Source organism: Candidatus Poriferisodalis multihospitum (assembly GCF_028283155.1).
Taxonomy (GTDB): Bacteria; Actinomycetota; Acidimicrobiia; order Acidimicrobiales; family Poriferisodalaceae; genus Poriferisodalis; species Poriferisodalis multihospitum.
Genome location: NZ_JAPYOK010000100.1, coordinates 42619 through 65253 on the forward strand (window position 1 = coordinate 42619; position 22635 = coordinate 65253).

The window sequence follows — 22635 nt, forward strand, 5'->3', positions numbered from 1 at the left end:
GTCGCATCCCACTCTCTGCTCCCACCCTAGGGAAACGACCGTGCAGATTGCAAGGGGCTTGTCCGCGAGGGCCGCGCACTGCTGCGCGGTCTTTTAGGCTTTGCGAGCGTATGACGGCCCGAATCGACCCTGTAACTGCTGGCGTTTTGGCAAACATTGTCAAGGCATATGACATACGTGGTATTTGCCCTGAGGAGCTCAGCCCGTCAGTGGCGCGAGGCATCGGTTACGCCTTTGCGACGTGGTCGACAGCGCCGCAGATTGTCATGGCACGCGACATGCGGCCGAGCGGTGTTTCGCTGGCTGAGGCGTTCGCCGATGGCGCTCAAGCGGCCGGGGCCGACGTCATCGACATCGGGCTGGCTTCCACGGATCTGCTCTACTTCGCCTCCGGCCACCTGGGCATGCCGGGCGCAATGCTGACGGCGTCGCACAATCCGGCGTCCTACAACGGCATCAAGCTGTGCGGCCCGGGCGCTGCGCCGGTGGGTGCGGACAGCGGACTCGACGAGATTGCTGAGCGGGCGGCACAGGGCGACTCGTCGCCGCCAGGCGGCGGCCGGCGCAGCCGCCGCGATCTGCTTGACACGTTCGCCGCTCACGTCCGCTCGTTCGTCGATGCCTCGGGGCTCGGGCCGCTGCGCGTGGTGGCCGACACTGCGAATGGCATGGGGGGTCTGGTGGTGCCGGCCGTCTTCGACTCGCTGCCGTTCGAGTGGGAGCTGATGTACGGCGAGCTCGACGGCACGTTTCCCAACCATCCGGCCGACCCGATCCAACCGGAGAACCTGGTTGATCTGAGCGAGCGCGTGCGCAGCACCGGAGCCGACGTCGGCCTCGCATTCGACGGCGATGCCGACCGGGTGTTTCTCGTGGACGAGCGGGGCAGAGCGGTCAGCGGGTCGTTGCTCACTGCGCTGGTGGCCCAGGCCATGCTGCGTCGCAGCGGGCCGGGTCCGATCCTGCACAACCTGATCTGCTCACGCGCCGTGCCCGAGGCGATAGCCGAAGCGGGCGGCCAGCCGGTGCGCACCCGGGTAGGTCACAGTTTCATCAAGGCAGAGATGGCACGCACCGGGGCCTCCTTCGGCGGCGAGCACAGCGGTCACTACTACTTCGCTGACAACTACCGGGCCGATTCCGGCCTCATAGCGGCGCTCATCGCACTCGAGCAGCTGAGTGCCGCGCAGATGCCGCTCTCGGAGCTGCTGGCTCCGCTCGACCGGTACTCATCTTCGGGCGAGATCAACACCCGTGTCGCCGACGTCGACGGGGTGCTGCGGCGGGTCGGTGCGTACTTCGCGACGTTCTCCCAGGACTGGCTTGATGGGCTGACGATTGATGGTGGCGACTGGTGGTTCAACCTGCGGCCGTCCAATACCGAGCCCCTGCTGCGGCTGAATCTCGAGGCACCTGACGCTGGGGCGGTAGCGGAGCGCGTGAGTGAGATCACGACGTTGCTGGCATGATCGCCGCATGGAATCGCAGACGCGGCCTCACGACGACGTCGCGCCGCGCTCGGGAGGCACGCGTGGGTCTTGATCCGGTCTTGGCGGACGTGCTGGCGTGCCCCCAGGACAAGGGACCGCTCTACTTCGTGCCCGACGACGAGCTGCTGTACAACCCGCGCCTGCGCAAGACATACGCCGTCGACGGTGGCATTCCGGTGCTGCTGATCGACGAGGCAACCGATGCCGACCCAGCCTCCGCGGCGGCGCTCGATGCCCGCATTGCGAGCGGCGAACTCACCCCGACATTCGAGCCATGACATCGTCGCACGATGACGCCCCGGCGACACCTGCCGCTGCGGCTGGCCCCGACTCCCTCGACTTGGCGCGAGCGGTCGCGAACCTGCCTGAGCAGTTGGAGGCAGCGCTGGCCTCGTCTGAGGCCACCCAGGGAGCGGTCGACGGCGGCCGCATCGCCAATGTCGCGGTCATGGGCATGGGTGGTTCCGGCGTCGCCGGTGACATCGTCTCGGCGCTTGCAGCCCCCCTGATGCCGGTGCCGGTCACCGTCGCCAAGGGCTACGAGTGCCCGGCGTTCGTTGGCCCGACCACGCTTGCCATCGCCGTCTCGTTCAGCGGCAACACCGAAGAGACGCTCGAGGCGGCCACGACTGCGCACGATGCGGGCGCTTCGGTGATAGCCGTCACATCAGGCGGGCGCTTGGCCGAGCTGGCTGGCGAGTGGGCTGCACCGCTCTACGAGGTGGACAGCACGATCCCGATGCCGCGGGCCGCGGTGGGCGCGATCTCTGTCGCCCCGCTCGTTGCACTTGAGCGAGCCGGTTTGCTCTCCGGCATTGCCGGATGGGTGGACGCAGCGGCAGCCCAGCTGCGGAGACGGCGCGGTTCCGCCGACGGTGCCAGCGCCGCGGCAGACTCGCTCGAGGGCATCGTGAGCGCGGTGGGCAACGGCGAGATGACTCCCGTCTTCTACGGCGGAGGTGCACTCGGTGCGGTGGCTGCGGGTCGTGCCAAGGCTCAGATCAACGAGAACGCCAAGATCCCCGCCTTCGCCAGCTTCATGCCTGAGCTGTGCCACAACGAATTGGCCGGATGGGACCAAGCCGGTCGCTTGGCCGACGGCTCGCCGCTCGCGGTGATCGCGCTGCGCCACGGTTTCGAGCATCCGCAGCTCGGTCGTCGCTACGACTTCACGAGCGGTGTGCTCGACGGCGCCCGCATCGTCGTGCCGCATGCCGAACTGCACGCCGCGGGCGACGGCCCCATGGCGCAGCTGTTCGACCTCATCTACCAGGTCGACGTCCTGAGTCTGCGTGTCGCCGCTGCGGCCCGGCGCGACCCCGGCCCGATCCCCCTGCTCGAAGAACTGAAGGCATTCCTTGCCTGAGACGGCAGGCTGTCGCTCCAAGAACGAGGTGATCCCATGAGCCAGGCGTCGAGCCTGATCGATGATTTCGAGGTAGCCGATCTGAGTCTGGCGGCTGCAGGACGGCTCCAGATCGAGCTGGCCGAGACCGAGATGCCCGGGCTCATGGCGCTGCGAGCGCAGCACATGGACTCCCAGCCGCTGGCAGGAGCGCGCATCACCGGCTCGCTGCACATGACCGTGCAGACCGCGGTGCTGATCGAGACGCTGGCCGATCTCGGCGCGCAGGTGCGCTGGGCGTCCTGCAACATCTTCTCCACCCAGGATGAGGCCGCGGCTGCGGTTGTGGTGGGGCGCGATGGAACAGTGGACTGCCCGCAAGGCGTGCCTGTGTTCGCATGGAAGGGCGAGACGCTTGCCGAATACTGGCGCTGCAACTTCCGCGCACTCCGCTGGCCCGAAGGACCCGGCCCGACGCTGATCGTCGACGACGGCGGAGACGCCACGCTGATGGTTCATCTCGGGGCTCGCTACGAGTCTCAGGGCGGCGTGCCGAGCCAGTCTGTCGACGGCCCGGATGCGGCATCGCCCGACGAGGTAGCGGTGCACGAACTGCTCGACGAGATCCAGCGCACCGAGCCCGGCCTCTGGACCGAGATCTCGGCCGGTCTGCGAGGTGTCTCCGAGGAAACCACGACAGGCGTGAACCGCCTCTACGAGATGGCAGCCCGCGGGGAGCTGACCTTCCCCGCCTACAGCGTCAACGACTCGGTCACGAAGTCCAAGTTCGACAATCTCTACGGCTGCCGGCACTCGCTGATCGATGGCATCAACCGGGCCACCGACGTGATGCTGGGCGGCAAGGTGGCCTTCGTGGCGGGTTACGGCGATGTCGGAAAGGGGTGCGCGCAGGCGCTGCGCGGCCAGGGCTGCCGGGTCATCGTCTCCGAGATCGACCCCATCAATGCGCTGCAGGCTGCCATGGAGGGCTTCGAGGTGGATCGGCTCGAGAACGTGCTCGACATCGCCGACATCTACGTGACCGCGACGGGCAACCGCGACATCATCTCAGCGGAGCACATGACGGCCATGAAGCACCAGGCGGTCGTGGCCAACATCGGGCATTTCGACAACGAGATCGACATGGCGGGGCTGGCTGCGATGTCCGACGTTCAGCGCCGTTCGATCAAGCCGCAGGTGGACGAGTTCGTGTTCCCGAGCGGGAACTCAGTGATTGTGCTGGCCGAAGGTCGCTTGGTGAACCTGGGCTGCGCGACCGGGCATCCGAGCTTCGTGATGTCGATGAGCTTCACGAACCAGGTGCTCGCTCAGCTTGAGCTGCACGCTCATGCAGAGGAGCTGGAGGCAGACGTTCACGTGTTGCCGAAGCGGCTGGATGAGGAAGTGGCTCGGCTGCATCTTGATCGGCTGGGCGCGAAGCTCACGCAGTTGACGCCTGGGCAGGCTTCGTATCTCGGTCTCGACGTGGACGGTCCCTACAAAGCTGACCGCTACCGCTACTGATAGTGCCGGCGCGCCCTCGCCGCTCGGTCGCCTCCGCGTTCACCTGACTGCGTCGAAACCTCTTTGGTGGCCGAATTCGGCACGCCTACGGTCCGGGCCGTGCTGTTCGAAGTGCGCTGCCCGGGCTGCAGCGCATTGGGGTGGTGTCCGTGTGCCGAGTGCATTGGGGCGCTTGCGGATCCCGAGCCGACGTCGGTTCCTGGCACAGACTCGGTTGCGCTGTTGTTCTCTCACGATGAGGTCGGGCGCGAGTTCATTCATGCGCTGAAGTACCGGGGCGAGCGGGCCATTGCCCGTTGGCTGGGCGATTCACTGGCGCTTGCTCATATGGATGCCCGAGGTGAGGCAGCACCCATTGACGCAGTGACTTGGGCGCCGACCACGGCAGCGCACCGGCGGGCTCGGGGTTTCGACCAGGCCGAGACGCTGGCTAGGGCCACCGCCAAGGCCCTGCGCGCGCGTCCGTTGCGATTGCTCCGGCGGATCGGCGGGACAGCGCAATCGGGCGCGGGCCGGGAAGCACGGTTGGCCGGTCCTCGCTTCGAGGGCCGCGCCGGTGCGGCGGGACGGTGCGTGCTGCTCGTGGACGACGTGGTGACCACTGGGGCCACGCTGCGGGCAGCTACAGCTGCGCTGGCGGATGCCGGTGCGGCGGCAGTTCATGTGGCAGCGTGTGCCCGACGGGGTCGCGACCGCTTCTCGGCGGCTGCCTAACATGGCACTCCCTTCAGTCGGAGCAAAGCAGCAGCCGCTGTGCAGATGCTCAGAAAGCCGAGGCAATGCAGATCACCATCACGGGCCGCAAAGTTCAGGTTCCCGACGATGTGCGGGCTGCGGTGGAGCGGAAGATCGGGGCACTGGATCGATTCGTCAGCGGGTTGGATCGTGCTGAGGTGGTCTTCCGCGAGGAGAAGAATCCCCGCATCGCCGAGCGAGAACAGGTGGAGGTGACGCTGCTCGGCCACGGCCACCATGTGCGTGCCTCCGTCGCCGGCGTCGATCAGCACCAGGCGGTCGATCTGGCGGTCGGCAAGCTGGGCAAGCAGCTCCGCAAGCTCAAGACCCGCGTCGTGCGCCGGCATCGTCCCAATCTGCACCGCGACGAGGCGCATCATCCGCTCGCACGTCTCGAGAACGACCTCGTCAACGGCGCTCCGGCCCCCGAGACCACCGAGGGGCCTGACGATCCCGAATGGGTACCGCGCATCGTGCGGCGCAAGAGCTTCGACCTCGAGCTGATGGATCCCGCCGAGGCCGTGACCCGCATGCAGCTGCTGGATCACGATTTCTTCCTCTTCGTGAATGCAGACACCAGCAAACCCAGCGTGGTGTACCTGCGCTCCGACGGTGACGCGGGCCTCATCGAGATCGACGCCTGAGAGTTGACCTTGGGCGGCTAATCCTCGGCTCTGGTGTCGGGGGGCAGCGGTAGCCTGCGCTTGTGGCTCTGTTTCAGCGCGTGCTCCGTGCCGGGGAAGGCAAGAAGCTGCGCCTGCTGACTGAGTTGGTGCCCGAGATCAACGCCGTCGAGCCAGAAATCGAGCGCCTCTCCGACGACGGGCTGCGAGCTCGCACGAGCGAATTCCGCGCCGAGATCGATCGAGGCGCTGACCTCAACGACGTCCTCGTCGACGCTTTCGCGGTGACGCGCGAGGCGGCACGCCGAGTCATCGGCCAGCGCCACTACGACGTGCAGCTCATCGGTGGCGCGGCGCTGCACTTCGGCTGGGTGGCCGAGATGCGCACCGGCGAGGGAAAGACACTCGTCTCGACGCTGCCGGTGTACCTCAATGCGCTCAGCGGCAAGGGCGTTCACGTAGTCACCGTCAACGACTATCTGGCCGCTCGCGACGCCGAGTGGATGGGACGCATCCACCGGTTTCTGGGGCTCGACGTGGGGCTCGTGGTGCCCGGCCCCTACGACGCGGCCCACAAGCGCCGCCAGTACGAAGCCGACATCACCTACGGCACCAACAACGAGTTCGGCTTCGACTACCTGCGAGACAACATGGCGCCGGCCCGGGGCGCTCAGGTCCAGCGCGGCCACAACTACTGCATCGTGGACGAGGTCGACTCGATCCTGATCGACGAGGCCCGCACGCCGCTCATCATCAGCGGCCGGGTCGCGGACGCCGCCAAGCTCTATCAGCAATTCGCACGCATCGCCGCCACCATGACCCGCGACGTCGACTATGAGGTGGAAGAAGACAAGCGCAACGTGGCCGTGCTCGAACCGGGCATCTCCAAAGTCGAGCGAGCGCTCAACATCGACAACCTGTACGACCAGGTCTCGGCCAATCTCGTCCACCAGATGAACGCAGCGCTGCGGGCCAAGGAGCTGTACCGGCGCGACAAGGACTACGTGGTCTCGCACGGCGAGGTGAAGATCGTCGACGAGTTCACCGGTCGCATCCTGGAAGGACGGCGCTGGAGCGAGGGCCTCCACCAGGCGGTCGAAGCCAAGGAGGGGGTGGCGATCAAGGAAGAGAACCAGACGCTCGCCACCATCACGCTGCAGAACTACTTCCGCCTCTACGACAAGCTCGCCGGCATGACCGGCACGGCCACCACCGAGGCCGCCGAATTCAACGGCACCTACGGACTTGACGTAGTGCCGGTGCCGACCCACCTGCCGGTGGCGCGCGACGACCAGAGCGATCTCATCTACAAGACCGAGGCCGCCAAGCTCGAGGCGGTCGTCGACGACATCTCCGAGCGGATCCGTTCTGGGCAGCCCACGCTGGTCGGCACCGTCAGCGTGGAGAACTCCGAGAAGCTGTCTGCAGCGCTCGAACGCCGGGGAATCGATCACAATGTGCTCAACGCCAAGGAGCACACGCGAGAGGCCGAGATCATCGCCCAGGCAGGCCGGCTGGGATCGGTAACCGTTGCCACGAACATGGCTGGCCGCGGCGTCGACATCCTGCTGGGCGGCAACCCCGAGGGTTTGGCACGGCGCGACATGCTGCGCGAGAAGCTCGACCCGGATGATGCGGACAACACAGCGGACCTGGTGGCCCGGGCCGAGCGCTACGAGCCCGATTGCCGTGCCGAAGGCGACGAAGTGCGCAAGCTGGGCGGCCTGTACGTGCTGGGTACCGAGCGGCACGAGTCGCGGCGCATCGACAACCAGCTGCGTGGCCGTGCGGGCCGTCAGGGCGACCCAGGCGAGAGCCGCTTCTACCTCTCGCTGGAAGACGACCTGATGCGCCTGTTCGCCACCGGTGCGGTGAATTGGGTGATGGACCGCACGCTGCCCGATGACGTGCCGCTCGAGGCGAAGATGGTCACCAAGGCCATCGAACGGGCGCAGAACACCGTCGAGCAGAAGAACGCCGAGGTTCGCAAGAACGTCCTCAAGTACGACGAGGTGATGAACGAGCAGCGCAAGGTGATCTACGCGCGGCGCGAGCAGATCCTCGGCGGCGACGATCTGCGCACCGAATCCTTGGGGTACCTCCACGATGCCGCCGAAGCTGCGGTGCTGGATCATTGCGCCAGCGAGGTCCCGACCGAGTGGGACCTCGACGGGCTGCTGGCCACGATCGGCACCTATTGGCCCACCGAGCTCGCCGCGGCGGCGCTGTCGGGCGACGGCGAGCGGGACTGGGGTGTCGATGACGCCGTGGAGCTGGTGTGCGCGGACGGCGAGCAGCACTACGAGGCCCGGGAGGCCGAGATCGGGTCCGAGGCAATGCGCGAAGTGGAGCGTCAGGTGATGTTGCGCCTCATCGACCAGCGCTGGCGCGAGCATCTCGCCGACATGGACCATCTGCGCGAGGGCATCCACCTGCGCGGCATCGGCCAGAAGGATCCCGTGGCGGAGTGGCAGCGTGAGGGCTTCGACATGTTCGGTGCCATGCTCGAGCGCGTCTACCGCGACTTCGTGACCTATGTAATGCACGTGCAGGTCACCTCGGCGCCGCTTGAGGGCGAGACATCCACCGAAGGTGCGGCACCGCCGGCTGGACCGTCACAGTCGAGGGCGGCGGACGGCGCAGCCCGGACGACCGACGTGCAGTATTCGGCGCCAGACCTCACACCGGCCAACGTTGGAGCCGGCAACGGCGCATCGGCTGCCGGCCCCGCGCCCTCGGCGCCGCGGGGTCCCAGCGGACCGTCGCAGTCGCGCCGGATCGCCGCCGCGTCAACCGGCACCGTGGTCAAGTCGGCCCAGGAGAAGCTGGGCCGCAACGATCCCTGCCATTGCGGATCGGGCCGCAAGTTCAAGCACTGCTGCGGTCGCTGAGGTGAGCCGATCCCTGGGTGACCTTGCCGACGCGTTGACCGACTTGGATCGACGTGTCAATGAGGCTTGTCAGTACCTCGGCATCGACGAGGCGCGTGCGGTGGCGAACGGGCTGGAAACCGAGGCATCGGAGCCGTCGCTGTGGGACGAGCCCGAGCGGGCCCGGGCGGTCACCACACGTTTGTCGCGTGTGCGCGACGACATCGAGCGCTGGGAGCGGGCACGAGCTGAGGTCGACGATGCGACGGCACTGGTGGAGCTGGCCACCGAAGAAGACGACGCAGAGTTGCTGCCAGAGATCGACGAGGCAGTCACTGCTGCCGAGAGCCGGCTCGCGGACATCGAGCTGATGGCGCTGTTCGGCGGCGAGCACGACGAGAACGACGCCGTGTGCGAGATCAACTCGGGGGCCGGAGGCACCGACGCCTGCGACTGGGCAGAGATGCTGCTGCGCATGTACCAGCGATGGGCCGAGCGCAACGACTTCTCCGTGGAGCTGACCGAGGCGACCGACGGCGGGGAGGCCGGGCTCAGCTCTGCGACGTTCCTCGTCAAGGGACGGCACGCGTTCGGGTTCCTTGCAGCGGAACGGGGAGTGCACCGGTTGGTGCGCATCTCGCCGTTCGACTCGCAATCGCGCCGGCACACAGCGTTCGCGTCGCTGTCGGTGGTGCCGTTCTTCGACGAGGTGTCAGAAGAGGTGCCCATCGACGAGAGCGATCTGCGCATCGACACCTACCGTTCGTCGGGCGCGGGCGGCCAGCACGTGAACGTCACTGACTCTGCCGTGCGCATCACACACCTGCCCACCGGGATCGTCGTGGCTTGCCAGAACGAGCGGAGCCAGCACCAGAACAAGGACCGGGCGATGCAGATGCTGGCGGCCAAGCTGGCCGACCTGCAGCGGCAGGAGCGGGAGGCCGAAGTCGCGGCCCTCGCGGGCGAGCAGCGCGACGTGGCGTGGGGCAGCCAGATCCGCTCGTACGTGCTGCACCCGTACCAGCAGGTCAAGGATCTGCGGACCGGCATGGAGATCGGCAACGTCGACGCCGTGCTCGACGGCGACCTCAGCGGCCTCATGGAGGCCTACCTGCGCTGGCAGCGTTCCCAGCAGGGAGCCAGCAGCCAAGACTGAGTGCGACGGGTGACCGGGCTGCGGCGGGCCGCTGGCGTACCTTTGGATTCAGCTTGTTCTCATCTGAACCTGCTGACATCTCGCACGTGGTGCTCGCACACGAGCGACTTCGGCAGGCAACACCCGGCTCCACAACCGCAGGGCGCGCATGATCCGCTTCGACAACGTCACGAAGATCTACAAGGGAGAGACGCGGGCGGTCAACGGGGTGACGCTCAACATCGAGAAGGGCGAGTTTGTCTTCCTCGTGGGACCGTCGGGCTCGGGCAAGTCCACGATGCTGCGCCTCATGACCTGCGAGGAGAAGGTCACCGCCGGCGACATCCACGTGGCCGGCAAGGACTTGTCCAAGCTGAACAGCTGGCGCGTGCCGTACCTGCGACGAAACATCGGCTCGGTCTTCCAAGACTTCAAGCTGCTGCCGAACAAGACCGTCTATCAGAACGTGGCCTTCGCGCTCGAGGTCATCGGCCGCCCCGAGAACGTCATCCGTACGCAGGTGCCCGCCATCTTGGAGCTGGTGGGCCTGGAGGACAAGCACCGGCGATTTCCCGACGAGCTGTCGGGTGGCGAGCAGCAGCGTGTGAGCATCGCCCGGGCATTCGTGAACCGGCCCCTGATCCTGCTGGCTGACGAGCCCACCGGAAACCTCGACCCCGACACCTCAGAGGAGCTCACGTCGCTGCTGGACCGGATCAATCGCACGGGCACCACCGTGGTCATGGCCACGCACGACCGGACGATCGTGGACAGCATGCGGCGCCGAGTGATCGCGCTGCGTCACGGCGAGCTCGTGCGTGATGAGCAGCGCGGCGCGTACGGCAGCGAGACCGATTCGCCAGAGGCGCTCGGGGTCCATCCTGTCGATGGGGCGAGTCCGTGAGTCGGATCCGCTACTTCGCGCGGGAGACCTGGACCAACATCCGGCGCAATCTCACGCTCACGTTTGCTGCGATTCTCACTGTCGCCGTCGGCGTGATGCTGGTGGGAATGGGGCTCATGGCGGGTTACGCCAGCGGGAACGCGCTCGATCGCTGGGAGGGCGGCGTCCAGTTCGAGGTATTTCTGAATCCCCAGATCGACCCCAGCCAGCTCGATGCGCTCGGCATCGAGCTGCAGACCCACCCCGAGATCGACCGCATCGAGTTCTTCAGCGCCGAGGAGGCCTACGCGCTGGTGTCCCAGCAGATGGCCGACCAGCCCGAGCTGCTTGCCCAGGTGTCGCCCGAGGCGCTGCCCGCGTCGTACCGCGTGGTGCCCCGATCGGTCGAGGCAGAGCTGATCGAATCGCTGGCCGCCCAGTTCCGCCAGCGGCCCGGCGTGATGTCGGTCCAGACAGGCCGAGAAGAGGTCGACGCCATTCGCACCTGGTTCACGTCGTTCCAGGGCATCGTGCTGCTGCTGTCGATCGTGCTGTCGGGCGCCAGCGTCATGCTCATCTTCAACTCGATCCGCGTGGCGATGTTCGCCCGCCGGCGCGAGATCGAGGTCATGAAGCTGGTCGGCGCCACGAACAGCTTCATCCGGTTCCCGTTCATGCTCGAAGGCATGCTGCACGGCCTCATCGGCGGCATCATCGGGGCGATTGCCGCGGGAGCACTGCGAGGTCACGTGGAGGGCCTGTTCTCGCGCTCGGACATCCTGGCGTTCTTCCGGTCATTCGTGGTCACGTCCGATCAGTTCACGACCGTGGTGATCGTCACGGTGATCGCCGGTGTGCTCGTGGGGATGATCGGCTCGGCGTTCGCAGCCAGCCGCTTCCTGGACGTGTAGCTGGGCCCGAACTCCACTGGCCGCTCGACGTTGGGAGCGGCTGGGCGTGTAGAAAAGCCGCCGACACCGCCGTCCGCCACCCGGACGGCCATTGCTTGAGGGGGCGTTGTGCCGCAGTTTGAGACGATCCTGTACGAGGTTGACGACCGCGTCGCCACCATCACGCTGAATCGCCCCGAGCGCCTGAACGCGTTCAACAGCCAGATGCTGCGTGATGTGATGGACGCCATCGATCTGGTCGATGCCGACGACGACGTCCGGGCGGTGATCTTCACCGGCGCCGGCCGTGGCTACTGCGCCGGGGCCGACCTGAGCGGGGGCGCTGACACCTTCGACTTCGACAGCCAATCAGATGAACGCAAGGCCGAGCGCGCCTCCGAGCGGGGCGAGGGCGGCGACCTGGCGTGGATGCGCGACGGCGGCGGGCTGCTCACGCTGCGCCTGTACGAGTGCAACAAGCCGCTGATCGCTGCGATCAACGGACCAGCGGTCGGCGTGGGCGTCACGATGACGCTGCCGATGGACATCCGCCTGGCGTCCAGCAAGGCCCGCATCGGGTTCGTGTTCGCCCGCCGCGGCGTGGTGCCCGAGGCCTGCTCGTCGTACTTCTTGCCGCGCGTGGTCGGCCTGTCGCGGGCACTGGAGTGGTGCTTCAGCGGCCGTGTCTTCGATGCCGACGAGGCGCTCGAAGGGGGACTGGTACGCAGCCTCCACGAGCCTGATGACCTGCTGCCGGCGGCCCGGGCGATTGCGGCCGAGATCGCCGAGAACACGTCGGCCATCTCGGTGACGGTGATCCGCCACATGCTGTGGCGCATGCTCGCAGCCGACCACCCGATGGAGGCCCACAAGATCGACTCCCGGGGGATCTTCCACCTTGGGCGGGGCGCCGACGCTCACGAGGGCGTTGCGTCGTTCCTCGAGAAGCGGCCGCCGGAATTCTCGCTGCGCCCCACCCAGGACCTGCCCGAGTACTTCCCCTGGTGGGATGAGCCCGAATTCAGCTAGCAGAGGCCGAGCCGGGGTCGTCGCCCCAGCCGGTGAGCGCGATGCCGGCGGCGCAGGCGGCGACCGCGAGTCCGAAGGCGGGACCGAAGCTGTCGAACCAGTCGGCCGTCGCACCGCCGAGCTGCGGTCCTGCGGCCAAGCCGAGGCCGAACAGGATCGTGGCCACTCCGTAGGCGGCGCCGAATTCATCGCCGGAGAGGCTGTCGCTGACCCGGGCTGCGATCGAGGCGATGACGCCGGTGAACGAGGTGCCGAATATGAACGCCGCCGTCCACGCCAGCGCCTGCCCGCCGGCTTCGAGCAGGGGGTAGGCGGTCATGAAGACGGTGGAGATCATCGACACGCAGAACCCGATGGTGACGGTGCGCCGCCTGCCGAGGCGATCCGCTGAGCGTCCGAAGATCGGCCCGCCGGCGATGCTGCCGACGCCGATCAATGAGAAGGCAATCGTGGCGTCCCGCGCGTCGAAGAGGTCGGCGTATCCCTCGAGATGGGCCACGATGAACGTGAGCACTGTCGTGACGACGAAGGCGTGCAGCGTGTAGGCGGTGATCAGCCGGCCGGCCTGGGGCACCTTGGCGAGCGCGGCGCGGGCACCTGCGAAGCCGGTGCGACCAGGCGTGCGTGACCATCTGCGTACGGCGACGGTGAGAGCGATCAATGCTGCGGCGCCGATGACGAGCTCGATCCGGTACACGTTGCGCGGATGGCTGAGGTCTGCCGCGACCAGCGCAGCCTCGCCGCTTGGGGTGCCGTCTGTACGGCTCAGGAACGCGTCGATGGTCGCCGCGGCCACCATGCCGCTGCCGACGCCGCCGGTCATCCAGCCGGCTGCAGCACCCCGGCGCTCGGGCCCCAGCAGCTCTGCGGCGAGCCCAGGGGTGCCCACCCACACACCAGCCGCGCAGAAGCCCGTCAATGCGAGCGCGAAGGCCGCGACGCCGACATTCGGGCTCCATGCCAGCAGGGCCAAGCCGGCCACGTTGCCGGCAAGGCCGATCCGCACGGCTCCGCTCAGGCCCGTGCGTCCCACCGTGAGCGCAACCACCAGCGAGCCCACCACGTACAGCAGCAGGTTCAGCGAGCTGAGAGCGCTGGCGACAGTGTTGGACAGGCTGAACCCGTCGCGCATGTCGGCGTAGAGCAGCGAATAGGTGAATCGGCCGAACGACTGCGACACCGCTGCCGACGCCGCCAGGATCAGCAGCGTGCCGATCCGGCGTGCGCGGCTGAACCCGTCGGCGTGGGCCACTGAGGTCATGAACAGCCCGGTTTCTGTCTCATGGCGCGACGAAGGCAATTCCCGGCGCGCACAGTTGTGGGCGGATCAGTCGTGCGGCCAGGTGACTGCTGGCAGCGGGGGACGCTGGCGGTAGATCGTCTCTGTCGTGATGACCCGTCGAGGCGAGCGTTCGGTGTCGGCGAACTTCGCCACATCGGCACGGATGACCTCGCGATCGTGGTCGTCTCCGAAGAAGCGTTCACGCATGTCGTCGAGCGAGGCGAACGCGACCAGGGCGAAGCCGTCATAGGACGGGCCGTTGAGGGTGGCCACAACGCTGAGCTGGGTGTAGTCCCACATGCCGGGGTGATGGCGCAGCGCCAGCGGAACGTGGGTGTCGCGCCAGTGGCTGTCGCCCTGCGCGTGGGTCAGCCGGGGGTGGTGGACCATGGGGAAGATGGCGGTGAGTCCCGGCGAGGCAGTACCCGGGTCGGACCCCAGCGGGCGTTCGCGGATGACGCGTGAGAACGCCAGGTAGGTGCCGACCGCCGCCGCTGGCGTCAGCAGGTCCGGATCATCGGTCATTGCCCGCACCAGCGTGCGGAAGGGGAACTCACGACGGTCGTCCGGGTCGGCGGCGTAGCACACGCCGTCGACGCTGGCCGCTGCGGTCGCTGCGGCATCCGGATCGTTTCCCGTGACGACGAGCTCGTGCATGCCAGCACGCTAGTGCTGGGCATCAAGCGCAGTGCGACCCTGATGACGCGCGGACGGTGGGCCGGCTCGCCCGGCAGGATGGGGGCGTGCTTGAGATGGACGAGGCCCGTTTTGCCGACCTGGTGGAGCAGGCGCTCGAAGACATTCCGGATGCGCTGCGCTCGCTGATGGACAACGTCGCCATCTTCGTGGAGGACCGAGGGGAAGATCCGGACCTGCTCGGCGTCTATGAGGGCATCCCGCTGACCGAGCGCCACGACTACGGCGGCTTGGCGATGCCCGACAGCATCGTTATCTACCGGCTGCCGATCCTGGAAATGTGCGAGACGGCCGACGATGTCGTCGAAGAAGTGCTGGTGACGGTTGTGCACGAGATTGCGCACCACTTCGGCATCGACGACGACCGGCTGCACGAACTCGGCTGGGACTGATCGAATCCTCAGGAGTCACAAGCGGCCGAGGCCGAGATCGAGGCGGCCGCGGGCAACGTTCGCGGCCAGCACCTCGGTGGGTCCCTCTGCCAAGCGCAGGGCGCGCACGCGCCGCAAGATGTCGGCCAGCGGGTGGCCGTCCACCAGCGCCGTTCCTCCGACGAGCTGCACGGCGTCGTCGCAGATCCGGCTGAGCGTCTCGGTGGCCAGCGACTTGGCTGCCATCACCTCGTTGACGGCGTTCTCGCCGGCATCGAGCAGGCGTGCGGTGCGGTAGAGCGCGCTGCGAGCCGCGTAGGCGGCAATCCGCATGTCTCCCAGCGTCGCCCGCTCCAGATCGGTGCCGACCCGTGCCGGTTCGTCTGTCGAGCCGCGCCGTGCCGCCCGTTCCACCAGCGTCTGCTCCACGAGGTCGATCGCGAATCGGCACTGGCCGATGCAATTGGCCGCAATCGCCATGCGCGTGGCGTTGATCTGGCTCATCGCTCGTCGCAGGCCACCCCCAGCCTCGCCGATGACATGTGTGTCGGGCACGCGCACGTCAGCGAACGTGAACGCAGCATGGTGGCTGCCGTCGAGGGTGCCGAATCGCTGCTTGAGCGTCACGCCCGCCCGGTTGGTCTCGATGAGCACCATCGCAGGGCCGACCCCTTCCACCTCCACCAGCGCGTTGATGAAGTCGGCGTCAGCGCCCCCCGTCACGTATGACTTCGCTCCGTTGACCACCAATTCGTCGCCGTCACGCCGTGCCCAAGTGTGGCGCGGGGCGTTGGCAGGCTCGGTGAACCCGAAACCGCTGCGCAGCTCCCCGGCGAGATACGGCAGCAAGAACTGGCTGCGCAACGGCTCGCCGATATCGGCGAGCACGCCCGGCGAGGGCCCGAAAACACCCGGCAGGTGAGTCACATTGCGGCTGCCGAGCGTGTCACGCACGACGACCAGCGCCAGCGCGCCGGCCTCAGTGCCGCCGACCGGCACCGGTTGGGTCATGCCGAACACCCCAGCCGACTTGGATGCCTCCCGCACCGCCACTCCGACGTCGCTCGCGTCGACCCGGGCCGACAGCGCCACCAGTTCGTCAGCCAGACGCTCGGCGGTGCGCAGCACCTCGGCGTGCTCGGTGTCCAAGAATTCAGGCATCTCGGGCGTGTGCCTCCGAGTTCAGCTCAGGTTGCGGTCGAAGAGATCGGCAAGCCGCTCGTAGTGCAGTTCGGCACCCTCGGGCGAGAAGCAGTAGCGCTCGGGGAAGACGAAGCCGTGCTCGGTGCCGGGATAGGTCTCGACGGTGTGCTGCACGTCGATGGTGGGCAAGTGGGCCTTCAGTGCCGCCGTTTCCTCTTCACTGACGTAGATGTCGTTCTCGGCGACGCCGAAGTAGAGCTCACCGGACACGTCTCCAAGCTTGAGATGCGGCGAGTCGCCTTCGTCGGTCACGATGCCCGCGCCGTACAGCGATGCGGCTGCGGCGAACCGATCCGGATATGCGCCGGCTGCGGCCATCACGAGCCGCCCGCCCATGCAGTAGCCGACGCCGCCGATCCGGCCGGCGTCGATGCCGTCTTGACGCTCGAGCCAGCCCAAGATGACGCCGGTGTCAGCGATGATGCGCGGGTTGGTGATGTTCCCGGCGAGTTCCATCATGAATTCACGCACGGGCAGGTAGTCGTCGTCGCCGAGCCGGTTGGCGTCGATGTCGACATGTCGCGCCAGTCGGTAGAACGAGTTCGGCAACACGACCACGTAGCCCATTGCCGCGATGCGCTCGGCAATGCCCACCAGCTCAGGTCGGATTCCCGACGCCGGCATGTACACGATCACAGCCTGCAGAGTCCCGTCCCGCTCGGGCGTGATCACATGGCAGTTCATGGTGCCGTCTGCCGTGGTCAAGTCAATCTCGGCAACCGTGGCGGCGTAGTTCTGATTCGGCATCTCACTCATCCTCGGGACTCGAGCTGCGTGACGGCGCGCTGCCGCCCGAGACGGTAGTTGCGGAAGGCGCGCCGCGGCCTAAACCGTGTGGCTGCGGACCCAGTCGACGATGAGGTCGGCGGCTTCGGCTCGAGCGCCGGCGGGTTCCGTCAGGTAGTGGTCGCCCGAGATGGAGTGCACCGGCACGTCCGGCGCACCGGGCCGGCCGCGCAGCGCGTTGACGATATTGGCGGTGTCGGACGAGAAGATGCCGGTATCGGCATCGGCGTCGATGACGATTGCCGGCAAATGGATGTGCTGCGCTTGGTCGGTGCTGCACTGCGAGTCGGCGAGGCTCCACATCGACAGCCAGGTCCGCAGGGAGCTCACCGTCCCGACGCCGAAGATCCCGTAGTTGGCCCGGCGCGGATCGCCGAGGTAGCAGCCGGGCACGACGCGCCGGCTGGGGTCGATCGAGCCGTCCAGCATGCGCAGGTCTGCCCACAGTCGCGGCACCACGAACAGGCGCTCGCGGTGCCCTGCTGCCGCGAGCCGGTCCAGCTCGCTCCTGCACCAGGCGGTGATGCGTTCATTGCGGGCCCGCTGGGCACGCCGGTACACCGTGATGAATTCAGCGTCGAACGGCGGCTGCCGCTCCGCGCCGAACGGGTCGAGGGTGGGGTCGACGCTGAGCGGATCGTTCTCGTCGGTGACCGACGGGTCCATCCAGTTGGTCAGCACCTCAGCGCGGCCGGTGTGCGCCACGATCGAGACGTACAGGTCGCCTCCCGCTAGATCCTCGATCGCCGGGTGCAACCCTCGCCGGCTGTACTCCGGAACCAGATTGGGCGCCGTGGCCTGTGCCTGGTAGGTGGCCATGAGCGAGCCGCCGCCGCTGTTGCCCAGCAGCACCACGCATTCGACGCCTCGGCTCCGCAGCCAGCGGACGCCTGCGTCGATGTCGGCCAGCGCCAGATCGGCCAGGAAGTAGGGCTCGGCCCCTCTGAAGCGGGTGTTCCAGCCGAGAAAGCCCAGGCCCCGCTCGGCGATGTAGCTGGCCAGGTAGTGCTCGCTGAAATCGATGTTGTAGTGGGTCGCTATGAGCGCGGTACGGGGCTCGTGCCCATCGGGCCGGTGGTACACGCCTTGGCAGGGATGCCCGCCCACGCCCGATCGGGGGGCGCTGGCACTCGGCAGCGCGACGAACTCGCGGGTGATGCCCATCTGTCAGCCGGCCCGGAGCTCAGGCCGATGCGTCGGCGGGGATGGGGGAGCGCATCACTTCCAGCGCCTCGGCGGGATCGGGCTCGATGCCGGTGGTGTCCCGGCAGAGCTCCACCATGATCCCATTCGGGTCGACGAAGTAGAGCGAGTGGCACCAGCCATGGTCCACTTCCATCAGCGGCTCGATGTCGGCGGCAGCCATGCGCTCGCGGGCAGCCTCTTGCTGCTCTGGCGTCGCCCGAACGGCGACGTGATTGACCCACACCGGCAGCCCCACCGTTGCGCTGAGATCGGTGCTGTAGTCGGCCTGTTCACCCATGTTCTGGATGTAGAAGAAGGCAATGCACTCGCCATCGCCGATGTCGTAGAAAACGTGCTTGATGTGGCCTGTCGGCCCGCCGTCGGGGTGCGGGCGCTCGGCGTGCTCGGCGTGCACCAGCGGGAAACCCATCAAGTCCTCGTAGAAGCGGTGTGTCGCCTCGAGGTCCCGTGTTGCGTAGGCGACGTGGTGAAGTCCCATGGCTCCCCCTGCTGCAGAATTCACCGCAAGGCTCTCACATTCCAGCAGGCCGATTCGCCCGTGCGCCGGGCGAGGTGCGCTAGTTGAGCCCGAAGCTCGCCACATTCAGGTACTCGCCCCATGGAGCTGCTTCGACCAAGCTGATCTCGGTGACCTCGAACGTCTCACTGAGGCATGGCCAGTCGACTGATGGCCGCCTCTTGCGGAAGCGGGCGATGGTGAGGTGCCCCACGAAGGGGTGATCCGGCGGCGGGTCGCCGATGTAGCGCGTGCAGTCGATGACCGACGCGGCGAGCTCGTCGGCGCCCGCGGCGGGAAGCATGAGCACGCCCCGACCCAGTTGCTCCGGCGCCGGTCCGAGCGTTACCGATGTCTCGCCGAATGACTGTGCGCCGAGGGTGCTGAGCGCTTCGCCGGTGTCGCATTCGCCGAGGAACCGGATCGTGATGTGCAAGCGGTGTGGCTTGGTCCAGCTGACACCTGGCTCGGATGGTCTCGGCAGATCAGCCAGTTCGTCGACGACGGAGGCGGGCGGCCAGACGGCGACGAACAGGCTTGGCACGGCGCGAACCTAGCGGTGTGTCTCGGCCGTGCTGGAGACACTGGGTCCCAGGCTCGATGCCGCTCCGGAGCCGGCGCGGAGGCGGGTTACGCTCGCAGGGGTGAAGCGGCTTGCGCGGCGAGTGACTTCTGTTGCCGTCTGCTGTTTCGTGGGCGCGGGTCTCTTGTCCGGCTGCAGCAGCGACAGCGACGAGACACCTGAGACCGTGGCTGCGAGCACGGTCGCACCTGCGGTGGGGACGACCGAGTCATCTGCGGGCCCGACAGCGGAGCCTGTGTCTGCTGAGCCTGCAGATTCTGGAGGCACCGCAGAAGATGCCGGCACCGCCGACGGGGCCGGCACTGATACCGCTGATCAGGCCGCTGCCTCGCAGCCCGACGACGCTGGCGACGACCAAGCCCAGGCCGACGGCGACGAGAGTGACGCTGCGGACCAAGCGGAACCGGCTGGCAGCGATGCCGGCGAGACTGCGGAACAGCCCGCTGACGACGGAGCTGTCGCTGCAGGCGACGAGCAGGCCACTCAGGATGCTGCCGACGGAACATCAGACGGTCAGGGCGACGGCGGGACCACCGGGGGTGACGACGGCGCGGCCTCCGGCGCGGAGTCTGGCGCGGAGAAAGATCTCGGGGGTACCGACGCGGCAGGGGCGGACGATGCAGGGAGCACCGAGAGCACCGGCGATCCCGACGGGGTAGAGCGAGACCCAGGGGGCGAAGGTGCCGACGAGGTTGTCACCGATCCCGAGCCCACCGAGGATCGACCCAAGGTGCTGGCCCTGGCCGTCGCACAACTCGACGGCACGACGCTGGACATCGGTGCATTTGCTGGTCGCGACGTTCTGGTCTGGTTCTGGGCGCCTTGGTGACCGAACTGCCAGCGAGAGGCGCCTGCGGTCGCAGCGCTGAAGACGCAACACGGAGGCAACTTGGCCCTCGTCAGCGTCGGGGGACATGACACCTCATCGGCCATCGCACGCTTCGTGAGCTCCTACGGACTCGGCCACATGCCGAACTTGCCCGATACCGAGGATCAGCTCGCCAGAGCGCTCGGCGTCAGCTATCACCCTCGCTGGCTGCTGATCCGCGCCGACGGCACTGAGCAGGCAGGCGGCGGAGCGATCCCCGATGCAGTCGTGACCGACGCGCTCACCCCCGGCTGATCGGGGAACGGCTAGCCGCCGCGGGCGTCGGCGAGAAGATCGCGCAGCAGCTCGGGCGGGTCGTCGGCCACCACGAGTGCTTCGCCGATCAGGGCGGCGTCGTAGCCGGCTTCGGTGATCGCTCGCATGGACGTGCCGCCGGGCACGCCGATGCCTGAAGCCGCAATCAGCAGTATCCGATCATCGATGTTCTCGAAACAGCGGCTGACCCGCACTGCCTTGTCGTAGTCGACAGTGAATTTGGTCGACTCGGGGTTGTCGCGCTGGTTGATGGCGATCATGTAGGCGCCGAGATCGACCGCCGTGTCCAGCTCGGCCTCGTCTCGGACCTCGGTGAGAACGTCCACGCCGAGCGACAGCGCCAGTTGCTGTATGGGCGGCAAAGCGGCCGGGTCGATGTCGGCGAGGATGACGAGCATTGCGTCGGCACCCATGGCGTGGCTGTCGCGCACGTCATCGAGCGTGCGCAGGAAGTCCTTGCGCAGCACCGGCAGACCCGTCACCGTCTTGGCGGCCTGCAAGTCCTCGGGGGAGCCGCCGAATCGCTCGCTCTCGGTCAGCACGGACAGGCACGCAGCCCCGCCCGCCTTGTACTCCGATGCCAGATCGGCTGCGTCGGCGTCGGCGTTCAGTGCCCCGCGAGACGGCGAGCGTCGCTTGATCTCGGCTATGACCGACAGTCCAGCTTCCCGCAGCGCCGCCGCAAACCGATGCCCAACGGCGACCGAGTTCGGCTCGGCCCTGTCAACATCGGCCTTGTCAACGTCGGCTTCGTCAGCAGCCATGGCATCGATCTCACTCCCCGGCACGAATCGGCCGGCCGGGTCGGCCAGTGACTCTACGGCTCTCGTGCGGCGATCGAGCCCGATCCGCGCTGAGACTGGTGCTCGGGCACGGCGGCGCCGAACAACCTGAGACCGGTGCGACATAAATGGCTTTGAGGAGCAATAGATATTGAAATAGGTTGAAACATCATGGAAGATGAGCTCTTGGACGATGACGGCGGAGAGGTGCAGCGCCGTCAGCTCCGTGCCGCCGGGGTGCTGGTTGCATCCAATGCTCGACTGCGGCCCACCACCACGATGCTTGCCGATGATGAGGCCGGCGACACGGTTGCCGTCGCCACCTTGCTGCTCGACGTCACCCGCCCAGACTGCATCGATCGGGTCGTGAGCTGGTTGCGCGACACCGCAATTCTCCTAGAAACCCTCCGCGAACTCGAGCGCTGAAGACGCGTGAGCGTCTGGGCCAGTGACGCGGCATCTGGGTCTGGGTGATCAGGCTGATGACTCGGGAGCAGCGGTTCGAAGTTTGGTGTGTTCGGTGAGGCTTCTGTGTTGGGTTGTGGGGCCTGGAGTTGCGAAGAGCAACTGCCCGGGCTCGTTGACTACGAGGCGGTGCCACACGTCGTGGGGCACGATGCACAATTGGCCCGCTTCGAGCGTCAAGGTCTCCGTCTCATCGTCGAAGTCAAGGACAATCTCGATCGAGCCCGATAAGCCCACCAATACCTCATCGCCGCCTGGGTGCATCTCCCAGTGGCTGTCTTTGTCCATGCCGACGACGCCGAAGAGGCGCCCGTCGAGATCGTGTTCAGCGAGCGACTGCCAGAAGTCGGGCGCGGTGGCGTCAAGTCGTTCGGCCACGCCCCGGGGTGTCAGATGCAGAAACGTCTGCTGGGGATCCAAGGACGAGTGTTGAGCCATGGTGGTGGTCCTCTCCGAGACGCCCGATCTGCCAACGAGTGTGGCGCGACGGGGCCGGACGTGTGGCGCGGCTGGCACGAGCACGCGGCGCAGTAGCGTCGCATCGGTGCTGAGGGATCTCCGGGAGCTGCCGAAGGCCGTGTGGCCGCGGGCCGTGGTGTACGGCGCGATTGCGGCAGTGCTCATCGGCATCCCCTCGGACCTGATCGACACGCCCATCTTCGGTCGGCCGATCGACGCGCGGTGGCTCGACTGGGTGATCCTGGCAATCACGTCCGCACTGATCGGGCTGATCTTCGCCATCCGGCCGCCGTCCGCAGCATCGAGCACCGAAGACGCCGTCGAGCGCCAGGGCACTACCACGCTGTGGGGCGGCCTGGTCTCGTTCCTCGCCGTCGGCTGCCCGGTGTGCAACCAAGCGGTCGTGGCGCTCGTGGGCATCTCGGGCGCGCTGTCGTGGTGGGCCCCAGTGCAACCGGTAGTGGGGCTGGCCGCCGTGGCCCTGCTGGTGTGGACGCTGCGCAAGCGGCTGCGCACCTATCGAACCGTGGCTTGCCCGCTGCCCGCCTGAATAGCTGCGCGCCTACCGGGCCGTGGCTTGCCCGCTGCCCGCCTGAATAGCTGCGCGCCTACCGGGCCGTGGCCTGCACGCTGCCGAC

At 67.3% G+C, this 22635-nt stretch carries 25 protein-coding genes; 16 read left to right on the plus strand and 9 right to left on the minus strand.

What is annotated here, in order from left to right; translation table 11 throughout:
• The first annotated feature begins 110 nt into the window (after nucleotides 1-110).
• The 11 genes from manB (at nucleotide 111) to VI480_RS11160 (ending at nucleotide 12524) form a co-directional block, all read left to right on the plus strand.
• A complete protein-coding gene (manB, locus tag VI480_RS11110) occupies nucleotides 111-1469 on the plus strand; it encodes a phosphomannomutase/phosphoglucomutase (protein WP_323672910.1) in 1359 nt (452 codons plus the stop codon).
• A 62-nt stretch (nucleotides 1470-1531) separates the two neighbouring features.
• Nucleotides 1532-1768: a Trm112 family protein gene (locus VI480_RS11115; RefSeq protein ID WP_323672911.1), complete on the plus strand. Its 237-nt coding sequence runs from the start codon at nucleotides 1532-1534 to the stop codon at nucleotides 1766-1768.
• Nucleotides 1765-2856 carry an SIS domain-containing protein gene (locus VI480_RS11120; RefSeq protein ID WP_323672912.1) on the plus strand — a complete coding sequence of 364 codons (1092 nt, stop codon included), beginning with the start codon at nucleotides 1765-1767 and terminating at the stop codon, nucleotides 2854-2856. Before VI480_RS11115 ends, VI480_RS11120 begins: the two co-directional genes overlap by 4 nt.
• Nucleotides 2857-2892: 36 nt before the next feature.
• Nucleotides 2893-4359 (plus strand): adenosylhomocysteinase, encoded by a 1467-nt coding sequence (gene ahcY / locus VI480_RS11125; RefSeq protein ID WP_323672913.1) that lies wholly within the window; start codon nucleotides 2893-2895, stop codon nucleotides 4357-4359.
• Between the two features lie 222 nt (nucleotides 4360-4581).
• The gene (locus VI480_RS11130) at nucleotides 4582-5073 is read left to right on the plus strand and encodes a ComF family protein (protein WP_323672914.1); all 492 of its coding nucleotides are present in this window, start codon (nucleotides 4582-4584) and stop codon (nucleotides 5071-5073) included.
• Between the two features lie 65 nt (nucleotides 5074-5138).
• Entirely contained in the window at nucleotides 5139-5738 is a 600-nt protein-coding gene (gene hpf, locus VI480_RS11135; protein ID WP_323672915.1) for a ribosome hibernation-promoting factor, HPF/YfiA family, read from the plus strand.
• 62 nt (nucleotides 5739-5800) lie between these two features.
• Nucleotides 5801-8608, plus strand: coding sequence for a preprotein translocase subunit SecA (gene secA, locus VI480_RS11140; RefSeq protein ID WP_323672916.1), 2808 nt, complete (start codon nucleotides 5801-5803; stop codon nucleotides 8606-8608).
• Between the two features lie 13 nt (nucleotides 8609-8621).
• On the plus strand, nucleotides 8622-9743 hold the full coding sequence (gene prfB / locus VI480_RS11145; RefSeq protein WP_323672982.1) for a peptide chain release factor 2: 1122 nt from the start codon (nucleotides 8622-8624) through the stop codon (nucleotides 9741-9743).
• A 148-nt stretch (nucleotides 9744-9891) separates the two neighbouring features.
• On the plus strand, nucleotides 9892-10626 hold the full coding sequence (gene ftsE, locus VI480_RS11150) for a cell division ATP-binding protein FtsE (RefSeq protein ID WP_323672917.1): 735 nt from the start codon (nucleotides 9892-9894) through the stop codon (nucleotides 10624-10626).
• The gene (locus tag VI480_RS11155) at nucleotides 10623-11516 is read left to right on the plus strand and encodes a cell division protein FtsX (protein WP_323672918.1); all 894 of its coding nucleotides are present in this window, start codon (nucleotides 10623-10625) and stop codon (nucleotides 11514-11516) included. Before ftsE ends, VI480_RS11155 begins: the two co-directional genes overlap by 4 nt.
• A 108-nt stretch (nucleotides 11517-11624) precedes the next feature.
• Nucleotides 11625-12524, plus strand: a complete 900-nt coding sequence (locus VI480_RS11160; protein ID WP_323672919.1) for a crotonase/enoyl-CoA hydratase family protein — start codon at nucleotides 11625-11627, stop codon at nucleotides 12522-12524.
• On the opposite strand, the gene VI480_RS11165 is transcribed toward VI480_RS11160, so the two are convergent.
• Both VI480_RS11165 and VI480_RS11170 read right to left on the minus strand, forming a co-directional pair.
• Nucleotides 12517-13785, minus strand: coding sequence for an MFS transporter (locus VI480_RS11165; protein ID WP_323672920.1), 1269 nt, complete (start codon nucleotides 13783-13785; stop codon nucleotides 12517-12519). The genes VI480_RS11160 and VI480_RS11165 overlap by 8 nt on opposite strands.
• Before the next feature lie 66 nt (nucleotides 13786-13851).
• A complete protein-coding gene (locus tag VI480_RS11170; RefSeq protein WP_323672921.1) occupies nucleotides 13852-14463 on the minus strand; it encodes an EthD domain-containing protein in 612 nt (203 codons plus the stop codon).
• Between the two features lie 86 nt (nucleotides 14464-14549).
• On the opposite strand from VI480_RS11170, the gene VI480_RS11175 reads away from it, so the two are divergent.
• Nucleotides 14550-14894: a metallopeptidase family protein gene (locus tag VI480_RS11175; protein WP_416246681.1), complete on the plus strand. Its 345-nt coding sequence runs from the start codon at nucleotides 14550-14552 to the stop codon at nucleotides 14892-14894.
• A gap of 15 nt (nucleotides 14895-14909) precedes the next feature.
• On the opposite strand, the gene VI480_RS11180 is transcribed toward VI480_RS11175, so the two are convergent.
• The 5 genes from VI480_RS11180 to VI480_RS11200 all read right to left on the minus strand — a co-directional run bounded on the left by VI480_RS11180 (nucleotide 14910) and on the right by VI480_RS11200 (nucleotide 19108).
• The gene (locus VI480_RS11180; RefSeq protein ID WP_323672922.1) at nucleotides 14910-16034 is read right to left on the minus strand and encodes an acyl-CoA dehydrogenase family protein; all 1125 of its coding nucleotides are present in this window, start codon (nucleotides 16032-16034) and stop codon (nucleotides 14910-14912) included.
• 21 nt (nucleotides 16035-16055) lie between these two features.
• Nucleotides 16056-16832, minus strand: coding sequence for a dienelactone hydrolase family protein (locus VI480_RS11185; protein ID WP_323672923.1), 777 nt, complete (start codon nucleotides 16830-16832; stop codon nucleotides 16056-16058).
• Between the two features lie 69 nt (nucleotides 16833-16901).
• On the minus strand, nucleotides 16902-18026 hold the full coding sequence (locus tag VI480_RS11190; RefSeq protein ID WP_323672924.1) for a hypothetical protein: 1125 nt from the start codon (nucleotides 18024-18026) through the stop codon (nucleotides 16902-16904).
• Nucleotides 18027-18045: 19 nt separating this feature from the next.
• Nucleotides 18046-18570: a VOC family protein gene (locus tag VI480_RS11195; protein WP_323672925.1), complete on the minus strand. Its 525-nt coding sequence runs from the start codon at nucleotides 18568-18570 to the stop codon at nucleotides 18046-18048.
• A 55-nt stretch (nucleotides 18571-18625) separates the two neighbouring features.
• Nucleotides 18626-19108 carry a 2'-5' RNA ligase family protein gene (locus VI480_RS11200; protein ID WP_323672926.1) on the minus strand — a complete coding sequence of 161 codons (483 nt, stop codon included), beginning with the start codon at nucleotides 19106-19108 and terminating at the stop codon, nucleotides 18626-18628.
• A 100-nt stretch (nucleotides 19109-19208) separates the two neighbouring features.
• Here VI480_RS11200 and VI480_RS11205 point away from each other — a divergent pair, with 100 nt between their 5' ends.
• Entirely contained in the window at nucleotides 19209-19976 is a 768-nt protein-coding gene (locus VI480_RS11205) for a hypothetical protein (protein WP_323672927.1), read from the plus strand.
• 60 nt (nucleotides 19977-20036) lie between these two features.
• A complete protein-coding gene (locus VI480_RS11210) occupies nucleotides 20037-20270 on the plus strand; it encodes a hypothetical protein (RefSeq protein ID WP_323672928.1) in 234 nt (77 codons plus the stop codon).
• Nucleotides 20271-20281: 11 nt separating this feature from the next.
• Here VI480_RS11210 and VI480_RS11215 read toward each other — a convergent pair whose 3' ends face one another.
• Nucleotides 20282-21055 carry an indole-3-glycerol-phosphate synthase gene (locus VI480_RS11215; RefSeq protein ID WP_323672929.1) on the minus strand — a complete coding sequence of 258 codons (774 nt, stop codon included), beginning with the start codon at nucleotides 21053-21055 and terminating at the stop codon, nucleotides 20282-20284.
• A gap of 189 nt (nucleotides 21056-21244) precedes the next feature.
• Here VI480_RS11215 and VI480_RS11220 point away from each other — a divergent pair, with 189 nt between their 5' ends.
• Nucleotides 21245-21499: a hypothetical protein gene (locus tag VI480_RS11220; RefSeq protein WP_323672930.1), complete on the plus strand. Its 255-nt coding sequence runs from the start codon at nucleotides 21245-21247 to the stop codon at nucleotides 21497-21499.
• A 48-nt stretch (nucleotides 21500-21547) separates the two neighbouring features.
• Here VI480_RS11220 and VI480_RS11225 read toward each other — a convergent pair whose 3' ends face one another.
• A complete protein-coding gene (locus VI480_RS11225; RefSeq protein WP_323672931.1) occupies nucleotides 21548-21976 on the minus strand; it encodes a cupin domain-containing protein in 429 nt (142 codons plus the stop codon).
• 106 nt (nucleotides 21977-22082) lie between these two features.
• Between VI480_RS11225 and VI480_RS11230 the strand changes: the two genes are divergently transcribed.
• Entirely contained in the window at nucleotides 22083-22547 is a 465-nt protein-coding gene (locus VI480_RS11230) for a hypothetical protein (protein ID WP_323672932.1), read from the plus strand.
• Nucleotides 22548-22635: the final 88 nt, after the last annotated feature.

What these genes read in the sequence shown, in the direction of transcription:
- manB (WP_323672910.1), top strand. Translation starts at nt 111, where the DNA reads ATGACGGCCCGAATCGACCCTGTAACTGCTGGCGTTTTGGCAAACATT.
- VI480_RS11120 (WP_323672912.1), top strand. Translation starts at nt 1,765, where the DNA reads ATGACATCGTCGCACGATGACGCCCCGGCGACACCTGCCGCTGCGGCT.
- ahcY (WP_323672913.1), top strand. Translation starts at nt 2,893, where the DNA reads ATGAGCCAGGCGTCGAGCCTGATCGATGATTTCGAGGTAGCCGATCTG.
- hpf (WP_323672915.1), top strand. Translation starts at nt 5,139, where the DNA reads ATGCAGATCACCATCACGGGCCGCAAAGTTCAGGTTCCCGACGATGTG.
- ftsE (WP_323672917.1), top strand. Translation starts at nt 9,892, where the DNA reads ATGATCCGCTTCGACAACGTCACGAAGATCTACAAGGGAGAGACGCGG.
- VI480_RS11165 (WP_323672920.1), bottom strand. Translation starts at nt 13,785, where the DNA reads ATGACCTCAGTGGCCCACGCCGACGGGTTCAGCCGCGCACGCCGGATC.
- VI480_RS11170 (WP_323672921.1), bottom strand. Translation starts at nt 14,463, where the DNA reads ATGCACGAGCTCGTCGTCACGGGAAACGATCCGGATGCCGCAGCGACC.
- VI480_RS11180 (WP_323672922.1), bottom strand. Translation starts at nt 16,034, where the DNA reads ATGCCTGAATTCTTGGACACCGAGCACGCCGAGGTGCTGCGCACCGCC.
- VI480_RS11185 (WP_323672923.1), bottom strand. Translation starts at nt 16,832, where the DNA reads ATGAGTGAGATGCCGAATCAGAACTACGCCGCCACGGTTGCCGAGATT.
- VI480_RS11190 (WP_323672924.1), bottom strand. Translation starts at nt 18,026, where the DNA reads ATGGGCATCACCCGCGAGTTCGTCGCGCTGCCGAGTGCCAGCGCCCCC.
- VI480_RS11215 (WP_323672929.1), bottom strand. Translation starts at nt 21,055, where the DNA reads ATGGCTGCTGACGAAGCCGACGTTGACAAGGCCGATGTTGACAGGGCC.
- VI480_RS11220 (WP_323672930.1), top strand. Translation starts at nt 21,245, where the DNA reads ATGGAAGATGAGCTCTTGGACGATGACGGCGGAGAGGTGCAGCGCCGT.
- VI480_RS11225 (WP_323672931.1), bottom strand. Translation starts at nt 21,976, where the DNA reads ATGGCTCAACACTCGTCCTTGGATCCCCAGCAGACGTTTCTGCATCTG.